We start from the raw sequence: 18,625 nt of genomic DNA, 5'->3' as shown, positions 1-18,625 counted from the left end.
GCTTTGCCCCACACCGTCATTCCGGGGCGCGAGCGCCAGCTCGCGACCCCGGAATCTCGAAGTTGTTTGCGGGCGCGCTGCCGAACCGTCAGTACCCTGAATCTCCAGATTCCGGGTTCGCCGCTGCGCGGCGCCCCGGAATGACTCGCGCTTGGGTGGTACGTGTTCAGTCCGACGACTTCTTCTTGGCAGACTTGTTCTTGCCAGACTTGCGCGACGACGATTTGCGGCTAGACGATTTTCGCGCGGTGGATGTTTCGCGCGTGCTGGATGACTTCGACGACTTGCGGCCCGATGACTTCTTCGTCCCGGCCCGCGTGCTGCTGGACTTCGTCGTCCTCTTGGTCGTCTTCTTCGTCGTCTTACGGCCGGACTTAGTGGCCTTCTTGCTCGACGTCTTCGCGGCCTTCTTACCGGTCTTCTTCTTTGGCACCTTCGCGCCTTCGGCGCGGGCTTCCGACAGACCGATCGCGATCGCCTGTTTGCGGCTCTTGACCTTCCTGCTGCCGGAGCCGCCGCTCTTCAGCGTGCCGGCCTTGCGCTTCTTCATCGCGCGGCCGACCTTGGCGGACGCCTTCTTGGAATATTTCCGGGCCATGATCTCCTCCCTACGGAACGAAGATCAATGATGCCGGTCGGCGATGGTTCCTTGGCGGAGCTATCAGTCCTGCGCACCGTCCACAGCCGGTGCGCTGGCGAGCTTCTCGATGACGAACACGATCATCTCGTCGCTGCGTTCACTCGCGGTGATGCGATCGCCGGTCTCGCCGATCAGCACCGGAATATCGATCAGCGCCATCGGATCGGTGCAGCGGACTTCCAACACATCGCCGGGCTGCAAACGCGGCAGCGCCTTGCGGGTCTTGAGCACCGGCAGCGGGCATTTCAGCCCGGTGAGATCGAGAACAGTCTTGGCCATGGCGGCGGACGATGACGAAGCCGCGACGCGCGGTCAATTGCCTTCGGCCTCGTTCTTATTGCCGAGCCGCGCCATGGTGAGCTAACCACGGGCATTGCCGAGTGACGACGTCGCGCGGAGTGCGCAATGGCTGATGTTCGACCACCCGCCGTCATCCTGGCCGGCGGCCTTGCCCGCCGGATGGGCGGCGGCGACAAGCCCCTGCGGTCGATCGCCGGCCGGCCGCTGCTCGCGCATGTGATCGACCGCCTGCAGCCGCAATGCGGCGTGCTGGCGCTCAACGCCAATGGCGATCCGAGCCGGTTCGGCCCGTTCGGCCTGCCGGTGATCGCCGATACGGTGCACGGCCTCCCCGGCCCGCTCGCCGGCGTGCTGGCCGCGATGCAATGGGCCGCGACGGCACAGCCGGACGCGCATCATGTTCTGACCGTGCCGGGCGATTGTCCGTTTCTGCCGCGCGATCTGGTGGCCCGGCTCGATCAGGCCCGACGCGCCGGGAGTGCCGAGATCGCCGTGGCGGCGTCGGGGGGCCATCTGCATCCGGTGATCGCGCTATGGCCGATCGCGCTGCGCGACGCATTGCGAACCGCCCTGATCGACGAGGACATCCGCAAGGTCGAACGCTTCACCGCGCGTTCTCCGCGCGCCGAGGTGGAGTGGCCGGTCACGCCATTCGATCCGTTCTTCAACGCCAACACGCCGGAGGACGTCGCGGAAGCCGAGCGCATCGCCGCTGGCGATCAATAGCAGGACATCTCCCCGTCATTGCGAGCGGAGCGAAGCAATCCAGCCGCGTGCACCGAACTGGATTGCTTCGTCGGCTTCGCCTCCTCGCAATGACGAAGGCGATGTTCGAGGCCTACGGCGTCAGCACCGCGCGGCCGACCAGCTTGCCCTTCTGCAGATCGAGCAGCGCGTCGTAGGCTTGCGGCAAGGTCACCTTGGTGACCGGGATCGGCGACACCTTCTTGGCGCGGACGAGGTCGAGCAATTCCTGCGTCTCGGCAAGATTGCCGACATAGCTGCCCTGGATGGTGATGGCGCGCATCGGGATGAACGGCAGCGCCCATGGCGCGCCGCCGCCGAACAGGCCGACGATCACCAGCTTGCCGCCCTTGGTGAGACAATCGAAGCCGAGCTGCGCGGTCTGCGGATTACCGACCAGATCGAGCGCGCCGCGCACCGGACCTTTGGCGATGGCCGCGATCTGCGCCAGCGCGTCCGGCGATGCCGCGTCGACGGTGCCGAGCGCGCCAGCTTTCTGTGCCGCGTCGCGCTTGGCTGCGTCGATATCGACCATGATGGCGCCCTTGCCGCCCATTGCTTTAAGCAGCTCCAGCGCCATCAGTCCGAGTCCGCCGGCGCCGAAGATCACGATCGGGCTGTCGAGGCAGAAGTCGAGCTTCTTCAGCGCGCTGTAAGTGGTGATGCCGGAGCATGCATAGGGCGCCGCGGTGACCGGATCGAGACCATCGAGGCTGAGCAGATAGCGCGGATGCGGCACGATCAGTTCGTCCGAATAGCCGCCGTCGCAATACACGCCGAGAAACCGCGGTTTCAGGCACATGTTCTCGTCGCCGGCCTTGCAGACGTCGCATTCGCCGCAACCGATCCACGGATACACCAGCGCGACCTCGCCGATCTTGGCGTCCTTGGCATCAGGACCGGCGGCGACGATTTCACCGACGGTCTCGTGCCCCATCGTCAGCGGCAGCGCGACGCCGCGGTCCTGCAGCGACAGCCGCTTCCGGCCGTGGCCGAGTTCATACCCGCCTTCCCATATGTGCAGATCGCTATGGCAGATGCCGGCGGCCTTGACGCGCACCAGCACCTGCGTGCCGGTCAGTTCCGGCGTCGGCCGGTTGTCTTCGCTCAACGGTTTGCCGAAATCGGTGACGCGAAAGCTCCTCATGGCGTAGTCTCCCGAGAGTGTTTTTGTTTATCGCCGAAGCATGCCACGGCGCCGCACGGCCGTCGATGGCCGGCGCAGCTTACGCCGCGTTGCGGAATTCGGCCGAGGTCTGCGCCACCAGCTCGGCGATCGGCACGATGCCGCCGATGCCGGACGCCGAATGGCCTGCGCTCCAGATGTCGCGCCACCGCTTCGGCCGATCCTCGCGTGCGCCGACATCGATGTCCTTGCCGATATCGATGCCGCCGCGCTCCGGCAGATCGTCCGGGTCGAGCCCGGCGGCGACGATCGAGGGCCGCAACATGTTGGTCTGTAGCCCGGTGAACGCTTTGGTGAGCAGGATGTCGTCGGCGCTCGCCTCTACCAGCATCGCCTTGTAGCGCGGGTCGGCGAGGCTCTCTTCGGTGGCGATGAACTTGGTGCCCATGTAGCCGAGATCGCAGCCGAGCGTCATCGCGGCGCGCAGCGCGACGCCGTCGCTGATGCCGCCGGCAAGCACGATCACGCCGTCGAAGAATTGCCGCACCGCACGCACGAAGGCGAACGGATTGAGCCACCCGGTTTGTCCGCCGGCACCGGCGGTGAGCAGCACCAGGCCGTCGACGCCGGCCGCTGCCGCGCGTTCGGCATGACGGATGCTCGCAACGTCGGCCAGCACCATCGCGCCGACATCGTGCAGCGGCGCGATCACCGGCTGCGGCGAGCCGACGCTGGTGATCACCACCTCCGGCCGTTGCTGCAGCAGCAGCTTCAGATCGTCGGCGAGCCGCGCGTTGGAGCGATGCACGATCAGGTTGGGGCACCACGGCGCGGCGCGCCGGCCGCTCGCCTGCTCGTGTGCCGCGATTCGGCGGTTGATCTCGCCGAGCCAGTCACCGAGTTGTTCCGTCGTACGGCAATTCACCGTCGGGAACGATCCGATCACGCCGCTACTACATGCCGCAGCCACTAGATCGACGCCCGATACAAGAAACATTGGTGCCGCAATCAGCGGCAAACTGAGACGATCACCGAAGCGCGCCAGACGGTCGGATGATTTCACGGCAGTTTCCTCCTGCTCTGTTTGCATCGGCAGTGGTCTGCCGTGCTAGTGTCGTTGCCGAACATTGGCACGCCCAATAGCCGATGACAAAGACAAGGGAGACACGACGCCATGACTGCCGAGCTCAACGCTTTTCCGACCGCAAGCACGCAGACATTGCGGGCACTGGCGCGCTATCCGTCGCGCACCGCGTTCGCCTGGCCCGGCGGCAGCTTGAGCTATCGCGGCGCCACCGACATGATCGGCAGTATCCAGAAGGTGTTCATGGGGCTCGGCCTGCCGCCCGGCACGCGGGTCGCGCTGCTTACCGCCAACCGTGCCGAGACCTGGTGCGCCGGCGTCGCGGCGCAGCTCTGCCGCTTCGCCATCACCTGGCTGCATCCGCTCGGCTCGCGCCAGGATCAGCTCGATCAGATCGAGGACTCCGAAGCCGCGGTGCTGATCGTCGACGCTGCGGCTTTTCTGGAGCGCGGCGGCGAGCTTGCCGCCCAGGCGACCGGCCTGCGCCACGTCTTCACCATCGGCCGTGCCGACTACGGACTCGATCTGCTGATCGCGCTGGATCAGGCCGGCAGCGCCACGGCGCGCGACTTTGCGCGGCTCGATGACGTCGCGGTGCTGAACTACACCGGCGGCACCACCGGCAAGTCGAAGGGCGCGCTGCGCCACCATCGCGAGAACGCCGGCTTCGCCAATGCGATCCTGGCCGATTTCGAAATCCCGTTCGATCCCCGCTATCTCACCGTCGCGCCGATCAGCCACGTCGCCGGCACCAAGGTGCTGCCGTCGCTGATCCGCGGCGGCACCATCCACATGATGAAGGGGTTCGATCCCGAAGCGGTACTGCAGACGATCGAGCGCGAGAAGATCAATTTTACGCTGTTCGTGCCGACCATGGTCTATGTGCTGCTCGACCATCCGTCGCTCGCCAAGACCGATCTGTCGTCGCTCGATCTGGTGCTGTACGGCGCCTCGCCGATGTCGCCGACGCGGCTGATCGAAGGCATCGAGCGGATTGGCCCGGTGTTCTCGCAGCTCTACGGCCAGACCGAGTGCTATCCGGTGTCGGTGCTGCGCAAGGCCGATCACGATCCGAAGCAGCCGGAGCTGTTCCTGTCGTGCGGCTTCCCGATCGCGGCCTGCGATGCCCGGATTCTCGATGAGAACGATCAGGAAGTGCCGCTCGGCGAGGCCGGCGAGATCTGCGTGCGCGCGCCGCACGTGATGGCGGAATATTGGAAGCGCCCGGAGCAGACCGCCGAAACGCTGAAGAGCGGCTGGCTGCACACCGGCGATATCGCCAAGCAGGACGACCGCGGCTACATGTACATTCTCGACCGCAAGAAGGACATGATCGTATCCGGCGGCTTCAACATCTTCCCGCGCGAGGTCGAGGACGTGTTGTCGACGCATCAGGATGTCGCGATGGTCGCGGTGGTCGGCGTGCCCGACGACAAATGGGGCGAAGCCGTCACCGCGGTGGTGGTCGCCAAGCCAGGCACCAAGCCCGATGAGCGCGAACTGATCGAACTGGTGAAGACCCGCAAGGGCTCGGCGCATGCGCCGAAACAGGTCAAGTTCGTCTCCGAACTGCCGATGACCGGCGTCGGCAAGATCGACAAGAAAGTCCTGCGCGCCGGCTTCTGGGCGGGACGCGACCGGATGGTCGGGTAGTTCCGATCACTCGCCGTCCTGCGGCGAGTTCTCATTCCCCCACCGTGGTCATTCCGGGGCGCGCGCAGCGCGAACCCGGAATCTGACACGCATGCAACTTCGAGATTCCGGGTTCGCTTGCTGTGCAAGCGCCCCGGAATGACGGCGTAATCCTACGACCGAAACAGCCGGGTGTACTGTGTCTCGTGGCGGAGGCTGGCGAGGTCGGCGCGGAAGGTGGCGCTGCCGAGGTCGTCGAGTGAGGCTGCGAGCGCGCGGCTGCCGGTGGCGATCACCGCGGGCTCCAATGCTGCGAGCACGCGCTGGCTGTCGGTCTGGCCGAGCGGGATCAGCCGCGCGCCGGCCGAGATCCAGTTCGACGTCACCGCATGCAGGAAGCCGTGCAGCGTCGCCGGCAGTGGCACGCCATGCGAGGCGCTGACGAGACCGACAGCGACCGGATAGGCGATCGCCTCGCCGCATGCCGCCACCGCGCGGCCGAGGCCGTCGCTGTCCCAGGCTTTGCGGGCGATCTCGATAAAGGCGCGGCCCTGCGACAGCGTTTCGAGCTGGCGCTCCACCGAGGTGACGAACGCCGCGGCGAGTTCGGCGACGGCGGACAGGCCCGCGTCGTCGCCGCGCTCGGTCGCACGATAGGCGTGGCTGAGCAGCACCGCGTCACAGAACCCGGCGCCATGCTGCAGCATCGCGTCGAGCCAATCGCGCAGCGTCGCAGCGTCGGTGATGTCGCCCGCCTCCACCGCCCATTCGATGCCGCTGGAATACGAGAACGCGCCGACCGGAAACGCCGGCGACAGCCAGGTCATCAGCCGGAACAGCGCGGCGCTCTGCTCCGCCGGCAGCGGCTGCGCCGACGCCTCCGGCTCAGTGCTCATGCTTGTGCGAGTGGCCGCAGTGCTCGTCATGGACATGATGGTCGTGGCCATGATGATCATGCCCGCAGCAGCCGCCATCAGCGTGATCGTGGTCGTGATGCGCGTGACCATGATGGCCATGATCGTGATGGCCGTGACCATGATGGTGATCGTGGTGAGCATGATCATGCTGACCTTGATCGTGGTGCGCGTGCGCCGCCTCGCCGCTGTCGTGCGCCGGTGCGTACGCGCCGCCTTCCGGATCGAACGGCGCTTCGATCTCCACCACCTTGCCGCCGAGGCCGCGGACCATGTCGGCGATGACGTGGTCGCGGCGGATGCGCAGCGCCTTGGCCATCAGTTGCGTCGGCAGATGGCGGTTGCCGAGATGCCAGGCGAGCCGCACCAGGTGCTGCGGATCATGGCCACGGATCTCGAGCAGCGGCTCCGGCGCCGCGACCACTTCCACCAGCCGGCCGTCGTCGAGCACCAGCGCGTCGCCGCCGCGCAGCGCCACCGCCTGCTCCAGATCGAGCAGGAACGCCAGGCCCCGCGTCCCGGTCATCGCCATGCGGCGGCGATGCCGGTCGTCGAAATCGAGCACGACGGTGTCGGCCGGGGTTTCGGTCCAGCGATGCTGGCCACGGACGGCGGTGGCGCGGATCATGGAGGCTCCTATCTGGTGACGACGTTCGCCGGCGTGATGATCTCGATCTTCGGCGGCGCGGCGAAGCAGGTGACGGCGACGCGACCGAACGTCTTCATGTGCTCGGCCTTGCGATGCGGCTCCAGCGCTTCGGCATTTTCCCACTGCTCGACGAACACCATCTTGGAAGGTTCGGTGACGCTCTCGTGCAGGTCGTAGGCGATGTTGCCCGGCTCCTTGCGCGTCTCGGCGATGCAGGCTTTGGCGGCGGCGATCAGTTCGGCACGCATTTCGGGCTTCACGGTCAAAGTGGCGACGACATAGATCACGAATATTCCTCCCGGCGGTTTGTGTCTGCAAGGCCGGACATGGCGCCGGCGCGCGGGACATTAGGCGGATGCGTCGGGGATGCAAAGGGGATGGCTCAACCGCTTTGATGCGCCACCACAGGACGGTCATTCCGGGATGCGCGCGAACGCGCGCAGACCCGGAATCCCGAAGTTTGTGCGGATCGAGATTCCGGGTTCGCCGCTTCGCGGCGCCCCGGAATGACCGGCGGAGAGGTTGCGCGTAACAGGCTGGTGTTGACGACCGAGAAGACCCTCAAAACATGAAGTAGCGCTGTGCCAGCGGCAGCACGTCGGCCGGCGCGCAAGTGAGCAGTTCGCCGTCGGCGCGGACTTCGTAGGTCTCGGGATCGACTTCGAGCTTCGGCGTGGCGTCGTTGTGGATCATGCTCTTTTTGGAGATGCCGCCGCGGACGTTGCTGATCGGGACCAGCTTCTTGGCGATGCCGAGGTCGCGGGCGAGATTGCCGGCAGCGGCGGCCTGCGAGGTGAATACCACCGACGACGCCGTCAGCGCTTTGCCGAAGGCGCCGAACATCGGCTGGTAGTGCACCGGCTGCGGCGTCGGGATCGAGGCGTTGGGATCGCCCATCGGCGCCGCGACGATGCTACCGCCCTTGATGATGCAGTCCGGCTTGACGCCGAAAAAAGCCGGCGACCACAGCACCAGATCGGCCATCTTGCCCTTCTCGACCGAGCCGATCAGCTTCGACACACCATGCGCGATCGCCGGATTGATGGTGTACTTGGCGATGTAGCGTTTGACCCGGAAGTTATCATTCCGCGAAGAGTCCTGCGGCAGCGCGCCGCGCTGCTTCTTCATCTTGTCGGCGGTCTGCCAGGTGCGGATGATCACTTCACCGAGCCGACCCATCGCCTGCGAATCCGACGACATCATCGACAGCGCGCCGAGGTCGTGCAGGATGTCTTCCGCGGCAATCGTCTCCTTGCGGATGCGGCTCTCCGCGAAGGCGAGGTCTTCCGCGATCGACGGATCGAGATGGTGGCACACCATCAGCATGTCGAGATGCTCGTCGATGGTGTTTTTCGTGAACGGCCTTGTCGGATTGGTCGAGGACGGTAGCACGTTGGGCAGCCCCGCGACCTTGATGATGTCCGGCGCATGGCCGCCGCCGGCGCCTTCGGTGTGGAAGGCGTGAATGGTGCGGCCCTTGAACGCCTTCACGGTGTCTTCGACAAAGCCCGACTCGTTGAGCGTGTCGGTGTGGATCATCACCTGAATGTCGTATTCGTCCGCGACGGTGAGGCAGTTGTCGATCGCCGCCGGCGTCGTGCCCCAGTCCTCGTGCAGCTTGAGCGCACAGGCCCCGCCTTCGATCATCTCCTTCAGCGGCCCCGGCAGCGCGGCATTGCCCTTGCCGGAGATCCCGAGATTGACCGGGAAGGCATCGAACGACTGAATCATCCGGCCGATATGCCACGGGCCCGGGGTGCAGGTGGTCGCGAAGGTGCCGTGCGACGGCCCGGTGCCGCCGCCCAGCATCGTGGTGACGCCGCTCATCAGCGCATGTTCGATCTGCTGCGGGCAGATGAAATGGATGTGGCTGTCGAAGCCGCCGGCGGTGAGGATCTTGCCCTCGCCGGCGATCACGTCGGTGCCCGGGCCGATGACGATATCGACATTGGGCTGGATGTCTGGATTGCCGGCCTTACCGATCGCCGCGATCATCCCGGCCTTGAGCGCGACGTCGGCCTTGACGATACCCCAATGGTCGACGATCAGCGCGTTGGTGATCACCGTATCGGCGGCGCCGTCGGCGTTGGTCACCTGCGACTGCCCCATGCCGTCGCGGATCACCTTGCCGCCGCCGAACTTCACCTCCTCGCCGTAGGTGGTGAGATCCCTCTGGCCAAACATGTCAGCATAGACGGAACGTGAGATCTTGACCGACATCTCAGAGTTTCCCCATCACGTCGCCGCGGAAGCCGTAGATCGTGCGCCGGCCGGCGAGCGCGACGAGCTGCACGTCTCGGCTCTGGCCGGGCTCGAAGCGGACGGCAGTGCCGGCGGCGATGTCGAGCCGCATGCCGCGCGCTTTGTCGCGGTCGAATTGCAGCGCCGGGTTGGTTTCGAAGAAATGATAGTGAGAGCCGACCTGGATCGGCCGGTCGCCGGCGTTGGCCACCGTCAGCGTCACCGTGGCACGCCCGGCGTTGAGCTCGATCTCGCCGTCTTCGATGAACAGTTCACCGGGGATCATCGACCTTCTCCTACAAGCTCATGGTTCAAGACGCCCGACTACGCTCTTCGAGCGCCGCCGGGCTCCTCACCATGAGGGCTTCGACTCGCACGGCCCTCATCCTGAGGAGGGCCCGCAGGGCGCGTCTCGAAGGATGAACGCGACGGAAACGCATGTTTGCTACCTGATCGGCTGGTGCACCGTGACGAGCTTGGTGCCGTCGGGAAATGTCGCCTCGACCTGGATGTCGTGAATCATTTCGGCGATGCCGTCCATGCACTGGTCGCGCGTGATCACCTGGGCGCCGGCGTGCATCAATTCGGCGACGCTGCGGCCGTCGCGGGCGCCCTCGACGATGAAGTCGGTGATCAGCGCCACCGCCTCGGGATGGTTGAGCTTGACGCCGCGCTCGAGCCGGCGGCGGGCGACCATCGCTGCCATCGAGACCAGCAGCTTGTCCTTTTCGCGGGGGGAGAGGTTCATGAAGGCACTCGATCGAATGAGCCTGAAATTCGGACGTGACGCGGGATCAACTCAGCCACAGCCGCGGCAGCGCGCGGCCGGCGGCGCGGCCGAGAACGGTCATCATGTCGGCGCGCAGCTTCGCGGCATTTTGGGCGCAGAACCGGGCCATTGCAAACCCATTCCACGCCGAAATCCCAACCTCGGCGCCGAACGCATCGGCCGCCTCGCGCAGCCGCTCGACCAGCGCCGCATCGCCCGGCACGATCAGCGCCGTGCCGATCGCGACGCCGGCTTTGGCCACTGCGGGACGGGCCAGCAGGGCTCCGATCTCACCATCGAGCCGCACGGTTTCGGCGAACACCAGCTTGCCGCCGCGCCGCATCCGCCAGCGGTCGACGAAGTGGCCGTGCTGCATGGTCTCGCCCATCGCCGAGCGGCCGAAGATCACCATCTCGGACAGCAGCAGCGAAGCATCCTCCGCAAGCTCGATATCGATCCGGCGTTCGGCGCGGGCACGGTCGAACAGGATGGTCTCCTGCGGCAGCCACGCCAGATGGCCGCCGCTCGCGACCTTGAGGGTGATATCGAGCTGCGCAGCCGGGCCATGGCTGCGATACACCTTCTCAGCCGCCGCCGTGGTCAGCGTCAGCCGCGCATCGGCCTGAACGTCGAGGCTGATGCTGAAGCGATCGCCACCGGCGACGCCGCCCGCGGTGTTCACCAGCACGGCCGACAGCCCCTGCTGCTCAGGCGACGGAAACCGCACCCGGAGCGATCCGGCTTCATGCACCGGCCCGCGCCGTGTGACGCCGCCGTTCGCCCGCACCTCGACGGCAACTTCGCCGACTGCGCGATTGGCCGCGAAGGTCTGCGATGCCGTGGCGGCCTTGTCCGTCTGCATAGCCCCCTCGGCAGCGGTCGCTCCGCCGCGCAACGTCACAGCGCCATCTGCCGGCTGATCTCGGCGGGGTCCAGATTTGCGCGGTCGCAGGTGTATTTTACTGCGCCGCGGTCCATTACCGCGAAACTGTCGCCGAGTTCGCAGGCGAAATCGAGATATTGTTCGACCAGCACAATGGCGATGTTGCCGAGATTGCGCAAATACGAAATCGCCCGGCCGATGTCCTTGATGATCGACGGCTGGATGCCTTCGGTCGGCTCGTCGAGCAGCAGCAGCTTGGGCCGCATCACCAAGGCGCGGCCGATCGCGAGCTGCTGCTGCTGACCGCCGGACAGATCGCCGCCGCGGCGGTTCAGCATCGAGTTGAGTACCGGAAACAGCGAGAACACGTCGTCCGGGATCGACTTGTCGGCGCGCTTCAGCGGTGCGTAGCCGGTCTTGAGATTCTCTTCGACCGTGAGCAGCGGAAAGATCTCGCGGCCCTGCGGCACCAGCGAGATGCCGCGGCGCGCCCGCTCATACGGCTTCAGATGTGAGATGTCGGTGCCGTCGAAGGTGATCGCCCCGGACGCGATCGGCTGCTGCCCGACCAGCGCGCGCAGCAGGCTGGTCTTGCCGACGCCGTTGCGGCCGAGCACGCAGGTGACCTTGCCGGGCTCCGCGGCGATCGATACCCCGCGCAGCGCCTGCGCCGCGCCGTAGTAGAGATTGATGTTGTCGACGTTCAACATTGCATCGCTTTCCTTGCCGCCCGCCCTTCGAGACGGTCCTTCGGACCTCCTCAGGGCGAGGCCCTCATCCTGAGGAGCGGCCCGAAGGGCGCGTCTCGAAGGATGAGTTGTCACCGCCCCAGATACACTTCCACGACCCGTTCGTTCGCGGACACGTCGTCAATGCTTCCCTCGGCCAGCACGGAGCCTTCGTGCAGGCACGTCACCTTGACGCCGAGTTCGCGGACGAAAGTCATGTCGTGCTCGACCACCATCACGGTCTTGTCGTGGCTGTTGATCTCTCGCAAAAGCTCCGCGGTCTGCTGGGTCTCGACGTCGGTCATGCCGGCGACCGGCTCGTCGACCAGCAGCACTTTCGGGTCCTGCGCCAGCAGCATGCCGATTTCCAGCCACTGTTTCTGGCCGTGCGACAGCGAGCCGGCGAGCAGGTCGCGAGCGTCGCGCAGGCGGATGATGCCGAGCACGCGCTCGATCCGCTCGCTCTCGTCCCGGCTCCGGCGCCAGAACAGCGTGCCGCGGACGCGGTGATCAACGTTGAGCGCCAGCAGCAGATTGTCCTCGATGGTCTGGCTCTCGAACACCGTCGGCTTCTGGAATTTGCGGCCGATGCCGAGCTTGGCGATCTCGGTCTCGTCGAGCCTGGTGAGATCGACGGTGCCGTCGAACACCACCTCGCCTTTGTCCGGCTTGGTCTTGCCGGTGATGATGTCCATCATCGTGGTCTTGCCGGCGCCGTTCGGCCCGATGATCGCGCGCATCTCGCCGGGCTCGAGCGTCAGCGACAGATTGTTGATGGCGTGGAAGCCGTCGAACGAGACGTGGACGCCGTCGAGATACAGCATCGCCGAGGTCGAGCGGGTTTCAAGCATGCTCATGAGGTCGCTCCGCCGGCTTTCGGTTCGATCACGCCGTCCTCGCGCGCGGCACTTTCCGCGGCTGCTGCGGCGGCGCTGTCGCGCGCAGCGCCCTTCTCCTTGCGGCCTTCCCACCAGGCGTTGAAGGTGCCGATGATGCCCTTCGGCAGCAACAGCGTCACCGCGACGAACAGCGCGCCGAGCATGAACAACCAATACGGTGCCAGCGGCCCGGAGGTGAACACCGTCTTGGCGTAGTTGACCACGACCGCGCCGAGCGCCGCGCCGACCAGCGTGCCGCGGCCGCCGACCGCGACCCAGATCACCGCCTCGATCGAATTGGCCGGGGCGAATTCGCTCGGATTGATGATGCCGACCTGCGGCACGTACAGCGCGCCGGCGACGCCGGCCATGCAGGCCGACAGCGTGAACACGAACAGCTTGTAGGATTCGACGCGGTAGCCGAGAAAGCGCGTGCGGCTCTCGGCATCGCGGATCGCGATCAGCACCTTGCCGAGCTTCGACGTCACCACCGCCCGGCAGATCAGGAAGCCGATCGCCAGCGCTAGGCAGCTCAGCATGAACAGCGCCGCGCGGGTGCCGTCGGCCTGGACGTTGAAGCCGAGGATGTCCTTGAAATCGGTCAGGCCGTTGTTGCCGCCGAAGCCGAAATCGTTGCGGAAGAACGCCAGCAGCAGCGCGTAGGTCATCGCCTGGGTGATGATCGACAGATACACGCCGGTGACGCGCGAGCGGAACGCCAGCCAGCCGAAGCAGAACGCCAGCAGCCCCGGCACCACCAGCACCATCAGCGCCGCGAACCAGAACATGTCGAAGCCGTACCAATACCATGGCAGTTCCTTGTAATTCAGGAACACCATGAAGTCCGGCAGCACCGGATTGGCGTAGACGCCGCGGGTGCCGATCTGGCGCATCAGATACATCCCCATCGCATAGCCGCCGAGCGCGAAGAACGCGCCGTGGCCGAGAGAAAGGATGCCGCAATAGCCCCAGATCAGATCGATGGAGAGTGCGAGCAGCGCGTAGCAGACGTATTTGCCAAACAGCGAGATCAGATAGGTCGGCACATGCAGCGCCGAGGTTTCCGGCGTCAGCAGATTGAGCAGCGGCAGCAGGATTCCGACCGCGGCGAGGATCAGCAGGAAGGCGGTCGCACTGCGATTCAGCGAACGGGTAAGGATGTGCGGGGTCATGCGCGGCCTCCGCGGCAGCTCATCCTTCGAGACGCGGCCTTCGGCCGCTCCTCAGGATGAGGGCTGTGCTGAGAGCATGCAGCAAGCGAAGTCCTCATGGTGAGGAGCGCCGCATCGCGGCGCGTCTCGAGCCATGAGTTGAATGCGATCATCATCCTCATGCCTCCACCGCCCGCCCCTTGAGCGCGAACAGGCCGCGGGGGCGTTTCTGGATGAACAAGATGATCAGCACCAGGATGGCGATTTTGGCCAGCACCGCGCCGGCGAACGGCTCGAGGAACTTGTTGGCGATGCCGAGCGAGAACGCACCGACCAACGTGCCCCACAGATTGCCGACGCCGCCGAACACCACCACCATGAAGCTGTCGATGATGTAGCTCTGGCCGAGGTTGGGACTGACGTTGTCGATTTGCGACAGCGCCACGCCGGCGATGCCGGCGATGCCGGAGCCGAGCCCGAAGGTCAGCGCGTCGACCCGCGAGGTGGCGATGCCCATCGATGCCGCCATCCGGCGGTTCTGCGTCACCGCGCGCATTTCCAGGCCGAGCGCGGTGTAGCGTAGCATCGCCAGCAGCAGCACGAACACCGCCAGCGTGAAGCACAGGATCCACAGCCGGTTGTAGGTAATGGTGATCTGGCCGAGTTCGAACGCGCCGCTCATCCAGCTCGGATTGCCGACTTCGCGGTTGGTCGGGCCGAAGATGGTGCGCACCGCCTGCTGCAGGATCAGCGACAGGCCCCAGGTGGCGAGCAGGGTTTCGAGCGGCCGGCCATAGAGGAAGCGGATCACGCTGCGTTCGATCAGCACGCCGGTCGCGCCGGCGACCAGAAAGGCCAGCGGCACCGCGATCAGCAGCGAATAGTCGAACAGCGCCGGATACGAGGTGCGGATGGTCTCCTGCACCACAAAGGTGGTGTAGGCCCCGAGCATCACCATCTCGCCATGCGCCATGTTGATGACGCCCATCACGCCGAAGGTGATGGCGAGCCCGATCGCGGCCAGCAGCAGCACTGAGCCGAGCGACAGCCCGTACCAGGCGTTCTGCACCATCGACCACATCGCCAGATTGCGCTCGATCGCGGCCTTGGCGGCGGCGATGCCGCTGGTGACGGCGGCGCTCTGCCCCGCCGGCACGCCGGTCAAGAGCGCCATCGCTTCCCGATCGCCGCGCGCCTTGATCACAGCGATGGCGTCGAGCTTGTCGGCATCGCTGGCGCCCTGCTTGAACAGCAGGATCGCGGCACGCGCCTCGGCGAACGCCTGCTTCGCGGCGGCGTTCTTCTCCGCTTTCAGCGCGGCCTCGACGGTCTCCAGCATGGTGTCGTCGTGCGACTTGAACACCGATTGCGCCGCCTGGATGGGCTTGTCGAGGTCCGGCGACAGCAGCGTCAGTCCGGCCATCGCGCTGGAGACGGCGCGGCGCAGCTTGTTGTTGAGCCGGACCAAGGTGGCCTTGGCCGGCAGCGCACCGACCGCATCGCCGGTCGCCGCATTGGCGATCTTGCCGTCGTCGGCCTTGATGAACGCCGCTGTGCTGTCCGGATCGGCGTAGAGCTTGCCGTCCTGCAGCGCGGTGATGATCACCGCGGCGCGCGGATTGCCACTGGCGACCAGCTTGCCGATCGCGTCCTCGGTGTCTGAGAAGGAATCCCGGGCGAATTGCGCGATGGCGTCCTCATAGGGACCGGCCAGCGCCGGCAAGCTCCCCAAAGTGGCGAACGCGATCGCGACCGCGGCAAACAGAATGCGCGACAGATGGGTGACAGGCACTGAAATATCCCGGCAAGGATGAAGGTGCGTCGAGGGAGCGAAAGGGCGGCGCGCGACCGGCGTCGCCGCCCTCTCCTGTTGGATGTCAGCGGACGATCGGGCGCACCGTCAGGTGCCCTGGCCGCCGCACTTCTTGGTCACGGTGTTGTAGTTGCCGCACTTCAGCGTCACCCAGTCGCCGATCAGGTCCTTCGAGCCGTCCAACTCTTTCGACCAGGCGTCGCCCGGCACCAGGCCCGGGGTCTTCCAGACCACGTCGAACTGGCCGTCGGCCTTGATCTCGCCGATGAACACCGGCTTGGTGATGTGGTGGTTCGGCAGCATTTCAGAGATGCCGCCGGTCAAATTCGGCGCTTTGGTGCCGGGCAGTGCGTCGATCACCTTGTCCGGATCGACCGAGCCGGCCTTCTCGACCGCCTTCACCCACATGTCGAAGCCGATGACGTGAGCTTCCATCGGGTCGTTGGTGACGCGCTTCGGGTTCTTGGTGTAGGCCTGCCACGCCTTGATGAACTTCTCGTTCTCCGGCGTCTTGATCGACTGGAAGTAGTTCCAGGCGGCGAGATGGCCGACCAGCGGCTTGGTGTCGATGCCGGCGAGTTCTTCTTCGCCGACCGAGAACGCCACCACCGGGATGTCGGTGGCCTTGATGCCCTGGTTGCCGAGCTCCTTGTAGAACGGCACGTTGGCGTCGCCGTTGATGGTCGAGACCACGGCGGTCTTCTTGCCGGCCGAGCCGAACTTCTTGATGTCGGCGACGATGGTCTGCCAGTCGGAGTGACCGAACGGGGTGTAGTTGATCATGATGTCTTCGGACTTGACGCCCTTCGACTTCAGATAGGCCTCGAGGATCTTGTTGGTGGTGCGCGGATAGACGTAGTCGGTTCCGGCCAGCACCCAGCGCTCGACCTTTTCCTCCTTGGCGAGATAGTCGACCGCCGGGATCGCCTGCTGGTTCGGCGCGGCGCCGGTGTAGAACACGTTGCGCTCACTCTCCTCGCCTTCGTACTGCACCGGATAGAACAGGATCGAGTTCAGCTCCTTGAACACCGGCAGCACCGACTTGCGCGACACCGAGGTCCAGCAGCCGAACACTACCGAAACCTTGTCCTTGGTGATCAGCTCGCGAGCCTTCTCGGCGAACAGCGGCCAGTTCGACGCCGGATCGACCACCACCGCTTCGAGCTTCTTGCCGAGCACACCACCCTTCTTGTTCTGCTCGTCGATCAGAAACAGCACGGTGTCCTTCAGCGTGGTCTCGCTGATCGCCATGGTGCCGGACAGCGAATGCAGGACGCCGACCTTGATGGTGTCGTCCGCCGCTTTCGCCGGCCCGAACGCCGACAGACCGAGAGCCAGGCCGGCCGCCGCAGCCAGCCATTTGCGGCGGCTGATCGGCGTCGCGCCGAGTCGCTTTGATTCAATACCCATGAGGTGTGATCTCCCTGACGCAGACATGATGCGCGGCCCCAACGGCCGTCTGCGACAAAGTGTTCGCAAGAACTATGCCATGCCCGGCCGTGCCCCTAAGGCTCTGTTCGGATGCTTCAATTCGGCCTGGACGGAATCCGAGCAAACAGATCAGTTTAAAGAATGGGCAGATTTTGTGCTCGCCGGGCGGGCAGACGGCTCAATAAATATACAATACGATCCTGCCTGATTAATTATTGCCCTGCCGCTGTGCCCCAATCCTGGCCTCCCCCCGCAATTCGACCTTGAAAGCAGTGCAGCGATGTTCCATATGACCGTGTGACCTAGAGAATCCTCAGGTCGTTGCGAGCCGCGTGTTCTGATCCCGCTTTCCGGTAGCGAAGTGCGGTTTCTGGCTTGCCCCTTCAGCTAACCCAGATCGACGCCCCAAACACGCGGGTGTCCCGGACACACTCGCGCGCTCCTGGCGAAGATCGTCGGGCGCCTGCTTTCATCATGGAAAGAACCCACCTTTTGACCTCCTTTCAGGATTTTGGTCTCGCCGATCCGATCTCTCGCGCTCTCAAAGAAGAAAACTACCTGACCCCGACGCCGATCCAGGCGCAGACGATTCCGCTCGCGCTCGCCGGCCGTGACGTCGTCGGCATCGCCCAGACCGGCACCGGCAAAACCGCGTCGTTCGCGCTGCCGATCCTGCACCGGCTGCTGCAGAATCGAATCAAGCCGACCTCCAAGACCTGCCGGGTGCTGGTGCTGAGCCCGACCCGGGAACTCTCCGGCCAGATCCTCGACAGCTTCAATGCCTATGGCCGCCACATCCATCTCACCGCCACGCTGGCGATCGGCGGCGTGCCGATGGGCCGGCAGGTGCGCAGCCTGATGGGCGGCGTCGACGTGCTGGTCGCGACCCCGGGCCGGCTGCTCGACCTGGTCCAGGGCAATGCGCTGAAGCTGACCCAGGTCGAGTTCCTGGTGCTGGACGAAGCCGACCGCATGCTCGACATGGGCTTCATCAACGACATCCGGAAGATCGTCGCCAAACTGCCGATCAAGCGGCAGACGCTGTTCTTCTCGGCCACCATGCCGAAGGATATCGCCGACCTGGCCGAGCAGATGCTGCGGGATCCCGCCCGGGTTGCGGTGACGCCGGTGTCCTCGACGGTGGAGCGGATCAACCAGCGGGTGATCCAGCTCGACCATTCCGCCAAGCCGGCGGTGCTCGCCCAACTGCTCAAGGACGAGAAGGTCAATCAGGCGCTGGTGTTCACCCGGACCAAGCACGGCGCCGACAAGGTGGTGAAGGGGCTGGCCCGCGCCGGCATTACCGCCGACGCTATCCACGGTAACAAGTCGCAGAATTACCGCGAGCGGGTGCTGGCGGCGTTCCGCACCGGCGAACTGCGGACCCTGGTGGCGACCGATATCGCCGCCCGCGGTATCGACGTCGACGGCGTGTCGCATGTGTTCAATTTCGACCTGCCGAACATTCCGGAGACCTACGTCCACCGCATCGGCCGCACCGCGCGCGCTGGAGCGGACGGCACTGCAATCTCGCTTTGCGCCGGCGAGGAGATGGCGTATCTGCGCGACATCGAAAAGCTGATCAAGGTGTCGCTGCCCAAGGAAGATCGCCGTACCCCGGGCGCCCACGCCGCCCCCACCC

The 18,625-nt window shown here is 65.5% G+C and carries 19 protein-coding genes; 3 read left to right on the top strand and 16 right to left on the bottom strand.

From position 1 onward, the window contains the following. Window positions 1-166: 166 nt before the first annotated feature. Together DU475_RS24355 and DU475_RS17820 are read right to left on the bottom strand one after the other, a co-directional pair. Window positions 167-550 carry a DUF6496 domain-containing protein gene (locus DU475_RS24355; protein WP_235677141.1) on the bottom strand — a complete coding sequence of 128 codons (384 nt, stop codon included), beginning with the start codon at window positions 548-550 and terminating at the stop codon, window positions 167-169. Between the two features lie 111 nt (window positions 551-661). After that, window positions 662-919: a sulfurtransferase TusA family protein gene (locus tag DU475_RS17820; protein WP_047307771.1), complete on the bottom strand. Its 258-nt coding sequence runs from the start codon at window positions 917-919 to the stop codon at window positions 662-664. Window positions 920-1,045: 126 nt separating this feature from the next. Here DU475_RS17820 and mobA point away from each other — a divergent pair, with 126 nt between their 5' ends. Next, window positions 1,046-1,666, top strand: a complete 621-nt coding sequence (gene mobA / locus DU475_RS17815) for a molybdenum cofactor guanylyltransferase MobA (protein WP_047307770.1) — start codon at window positions 1,046-1,048, stop codon at window positions 1,664-1,666. A gap of 112 nt (window positions 1,667-1,778) precedes the next feature. On the opposite strand, the gene DU475_RS17810 is transcribed toward mobA, so the two are convergent. After that, the gene (locus tag DU475_RS17810; protein ID WP_142883165.1) at window positions 1,779-2,831 is read right to left on the bottom strand and encodes an alcohol dehydrogenase; all 1,053 of its coding nucleotides are present in this window, start codon (window positions 2,829-2,831) and stop codon (window positions 1,779-1,781) included. Between the two features lie 79 nt (window positions 2,832-2,910). Next, a complete protein-coding gene (locus tag DU475_RS17805) occupies window positions 2,911-3,900 on the bottom strand; it encodes an NAD(P)H-dependent flavin oxidoreductase (protein ID WP_185966144.1) in 990 nt (329 codons plus the stop codon). 84 nt (window positions 3,901-3,984) lie between these two features. Here DU475_RS17805 and DU475_RS17800 point away from each other — a divergent pair, with 84 nt between their 5' ends. After that, the gene (locus DU475_RS17800) at window positions 3,985-5,547 is read left to right on the top strand and encodes an AMP-binding protein (protein WP_164632877.1); all 1,563 of its coding nucleotides are present in this window, start codon (window positions 3,985-3,987) and stop codon (window positions 5,545-5,547) included. A 152-nt stretch (window positions 5,548-5,699) separates the two neighbouring features. On the opposite strand, the gene DU475_RS17795 is transcribed toward DU475_RS17800, so the two are convergent. The 12 genes from DU475_RS17795 to urtA form a co-directional block, all read right to left on the bottom strand. Then, window positions 5,700-6,422, bottom strand: a complete 723-nt coding sequence (locus DU475_RS17795; RefSeq protein WP_013501457.1) for an urease accessory protein UreF — start codon at window positions 6,420-6,422, stop codon at window positions 5,700-5,702. After that, window positions 6,412-7,068 carry an urease accessory protein UreE gene (locus DU475_RS17790; RefSeq protein WP_164632876.1) on the bottom strand — a complete coding sequence of 219 codons (657 nt, stop codon included), beginning with the start codon at window positions 7,066-7,068 and terminating at the stop codon, window positions 6,412-6,414. The genes DU475_RS17795 and DU475_RS17790 overlap by 11 nt, the downstream gene beginning before the upstream one ends. A gap of 8 nt (window positions 7,069-7,076) precedes the next feature. Further along, window positions 7,077-7,376, bottom strand: coding sequence for a putative quinol monooxygenase (locus DU475_RS17785; protein ID WP_142883169.1), 300 nt, complete (start codon window positions 7,374-7,376; stop codon window positions 7,077-7,079). A gap of 274 nt (window positions 7,377-7,650) precedes the next feature. After that, entirely contained in the window at window positions 7,651-9,309 is a 1,659-nt protein-coding gene (gene ureC / locus DU475_RS17780; RefSeq protein WP_164632875.1) for an urease subunit alpha, read from the bottom strand. Window position 9,310: 1 nt separating this feature from the next. Next, a complete protein-coding gene (locus tag DU475_RS17775) occupies window positions 9,311-9,616 on the bottom strand; it encodes an urease subunit beta (RefSeq protein WP_142883171.1) in 306 nt (101 codons plus the stop codon). A 159-nt stretch (window positions 9,617-9,775) separates the two neighbouring features. Further along, window positions 9,776-10,078 (bottom strand): urease subunit gamma, encoded by a 303-nt coding sequence (locus tag DU475_RS17770; protein ID WP_011159202.1) that lies wholly within the window; start codon window positions 10,076-10,078, stop codon window positions 9,776-9,778. 46 nt (window positions 10,079-10,124) lie between these two features. After that, complete coding sequence (locus DU475_RS17765; protein WP_164632874.1) at window positions 10,125-10,961, bottom strand: urease accessory protein UreD; 837 nt, start codon at window positions 10,959-10,961, stop codon at window positions 10,125-10,127. A gap of 35 nt (window positions 10,962-10,996) precedes the next feature. Then, a complete protein-coding gene (gene urtE / locus DU475_RS17760; protein WP_013501450.1) occupies window positions 10,997-11,692 on the bottom strand; it encodes an urea ABC transporter ATP-binding subunit UrtE in 696 nt (231 codons plus the stop codon). A gap of 110 nt (window positions 11,693-11,802) precedes the next feature. Further along, window positions 11,803-12,567 carry an urea ABC transporter ATP-binding protein UrtD gene (gene urtD, locus DU475_RS17755; RefSeq protein ID WP_164632873.1) on the bottom strand — a complete coding sequence of 255 codons (765 nt, stop codon included), beginning with the start codon at window positions 12,565-12,567 and terminating at the stop codon, window positions 11,803-11,805. Then, a complete protein-coding gene (gene urtC / locus DU475_RS17750) occupies window positions 12,564-13,760 on the bottom strand; it encodes an urea ABC transporter permease subunit UrtC (RefSeq protein ID WP_013501448.1) in 1,197 nt (398 codons plus the stop codon). Before urtC ends, urtD begins: the two co-directional genes overlap by 4 nt. Before the next feature lie 157 nt (window positions 13,761-13,917). After that, window positions 13,918-15,531 carry an urea ABC transporter permease subunit UrtB gene (gene urtB, locus DU475_RS17745; RefSeq protein ID WP_164632872.1) on the bottom strand — a complete coding sequence of 538 codons (1,614 nt, stop codon included), beginning with the start codon at window positions 15,529-15,531 and terminating at the stop codon, window positions 13,918-13,920. A gap of 108 nt (window positions 15,532-15,639) precedes the next feature. After that, entirely contained in the window at window positions 15,640-16,962 is a 1,323-nt protein-coding gene (urtA, locus tag DU475_RS17740; protein WP_013501446.1) for an urea ABC transporter substrate-binding protein, read from the bottom strand. A 495-nt stretch (window positions 16,963-17,457) separates the two neighbouring features. Between urtA and DU475_RS17735 the strand changes: the two genes are divergently transcribed. Further along, window positions 17,458-18,625, top strand: a 1,168-nt coding sequence (locus tag DU475_RS17735; protein ID WP_205524440.1) for a DEAD/DEAH box helicase, incomplete at its 3' end; no start/stop codon positions are given.

Origin of the sequence: Rhodopseudomonas sp. WA056 (genome assembly GCF_010906995.1) — a bacterium.
Taxonomy (GTDB): domain Bacteria; phylum Pseudomonadota; class Alphaproteobacteria; order Rhizobiales; family Xanthobacteraceae; genus Rhodopseudomonas; species Rhodopseudomonas palustris_G.
Note: the sequence above shows the minus strand (reverse complement) of the source record. Positions and strands in the feature narration are given on the sequence as shown.

Excerpts from the sequence above, each read along its gene's own strand:
- DU475_RS17820 (WP_047307771.1), bottom strand. The coding sequence starts at position 919 with ATGGCCAAGACTGTTCTCGATCTCACCGGGCTGAAATGCCCGCTGCCG.
- DU475_RS17770 (WP_011159202.1), bottom strand. The coding sequence starts at position 10,078 with ATGAACCTCTCCCCCCGCGAAAAGGACAAGCTGCTGGTCTCGATGGCA.
- urtA (WP_013501446.1), bottom strand. The coding sequence starts at position 16,962 with ATGGGTATTGAATCAAAGCGACTCGGCGCGACGCCGATCAGCCGCCGC.
- DU475_RS17805 (WP_185966144.1), bottom strand. The coding sequence starts at position 3,900 with ATGCAAACAGAGCAGGAGGAAACTGCCGTGAAATCATCCGACCGTCTG.
- urtC (WP_013501448.1), bottom strand. The coding sequence starts at position 13,760 with ATGACCCCGCACATCCTTACCCGTTCGCTGAATCGCAGTGCGACCGCC.
- DU475_RS17790 (WP_164632876.1), bottom strand. The coding sequence starts at position 7,068 with ATGATCCGCGCCACCGCCGTCCGTGGCCAGCATCGCTGGACCGAAACC.
- DU475_RS17810 (WP_142883165.1), bottom strand. The coding sequence starts at position 2,831 with ATGAGGAGCTTTCGCGTCACCGATTTCGGCAAACCGTTGAGCGAAGAC.
- urtD (WP_164632873.1), bottom strand. The coding sequence starts at position 12,567 with ATGAGCATGCTTGAAACCCGCTCGACCTCGGCGATGCTGTATCTCGAC.
- ureC (WP_164632875.1), bottom strand. The coding sequence starts at position 9,309 with ATGTCGGTCAAGATCTCACGTTCCGTCTATGCTGACATGTTTGGCCAG.
- DU475_RS17775 (WP_142883171.1), bottom strand. The coding sequence starts at position 9,616 with ATGATCCCCGGTGAACTGTTCATCGAAGACGGCGAGATCGAGCTCAAC.
- DU475_RS24355 (WP_235677141.1), bottom strand. The coding sequence starts at position 550 with ATGAAGAAGCGCAAGGCCGGCACGCTGAAGAGCGGCGGCTCCGGCAGC.
- urtE (WP_013501450.1), bottom strand. The coding sequence starts at position 11,692 with ATGTTGAACGTCGACAACATCAATCTCTACTACGGCGCGGCGCAGGCG.
- DU475_RS17795 (WP_013501457.1), bottom strand. The coding sequence starts at position 6,422 with ATGAGCACTGAGCCGGAGGCGTCGGCGCAGCCGCTGCCGGCGGAGCAG.
- DU475_RS17765 (WP_164632874.1), bottom strand. The coding sequence starts at position 10,961 with ATGCAGACGGACAAGGCCGCCACGGCATCGCAGACCTTCGCGGCCAAT.
- DU475_RS17800 (WP_164632877.1), top strand. The coding sequence starts at position 3,985 with ATGACTGCCGAGCTCAACGCTTTTCCGACCGCAAGCACGCAGACATTG.
- mobA (WP_047307770.1), top strand. The coding sequence starts at position 1,046 with ATGGCTGATGTTCGACCACCCGCCGTCATCCTGGCCGGCGGCCTTGCC.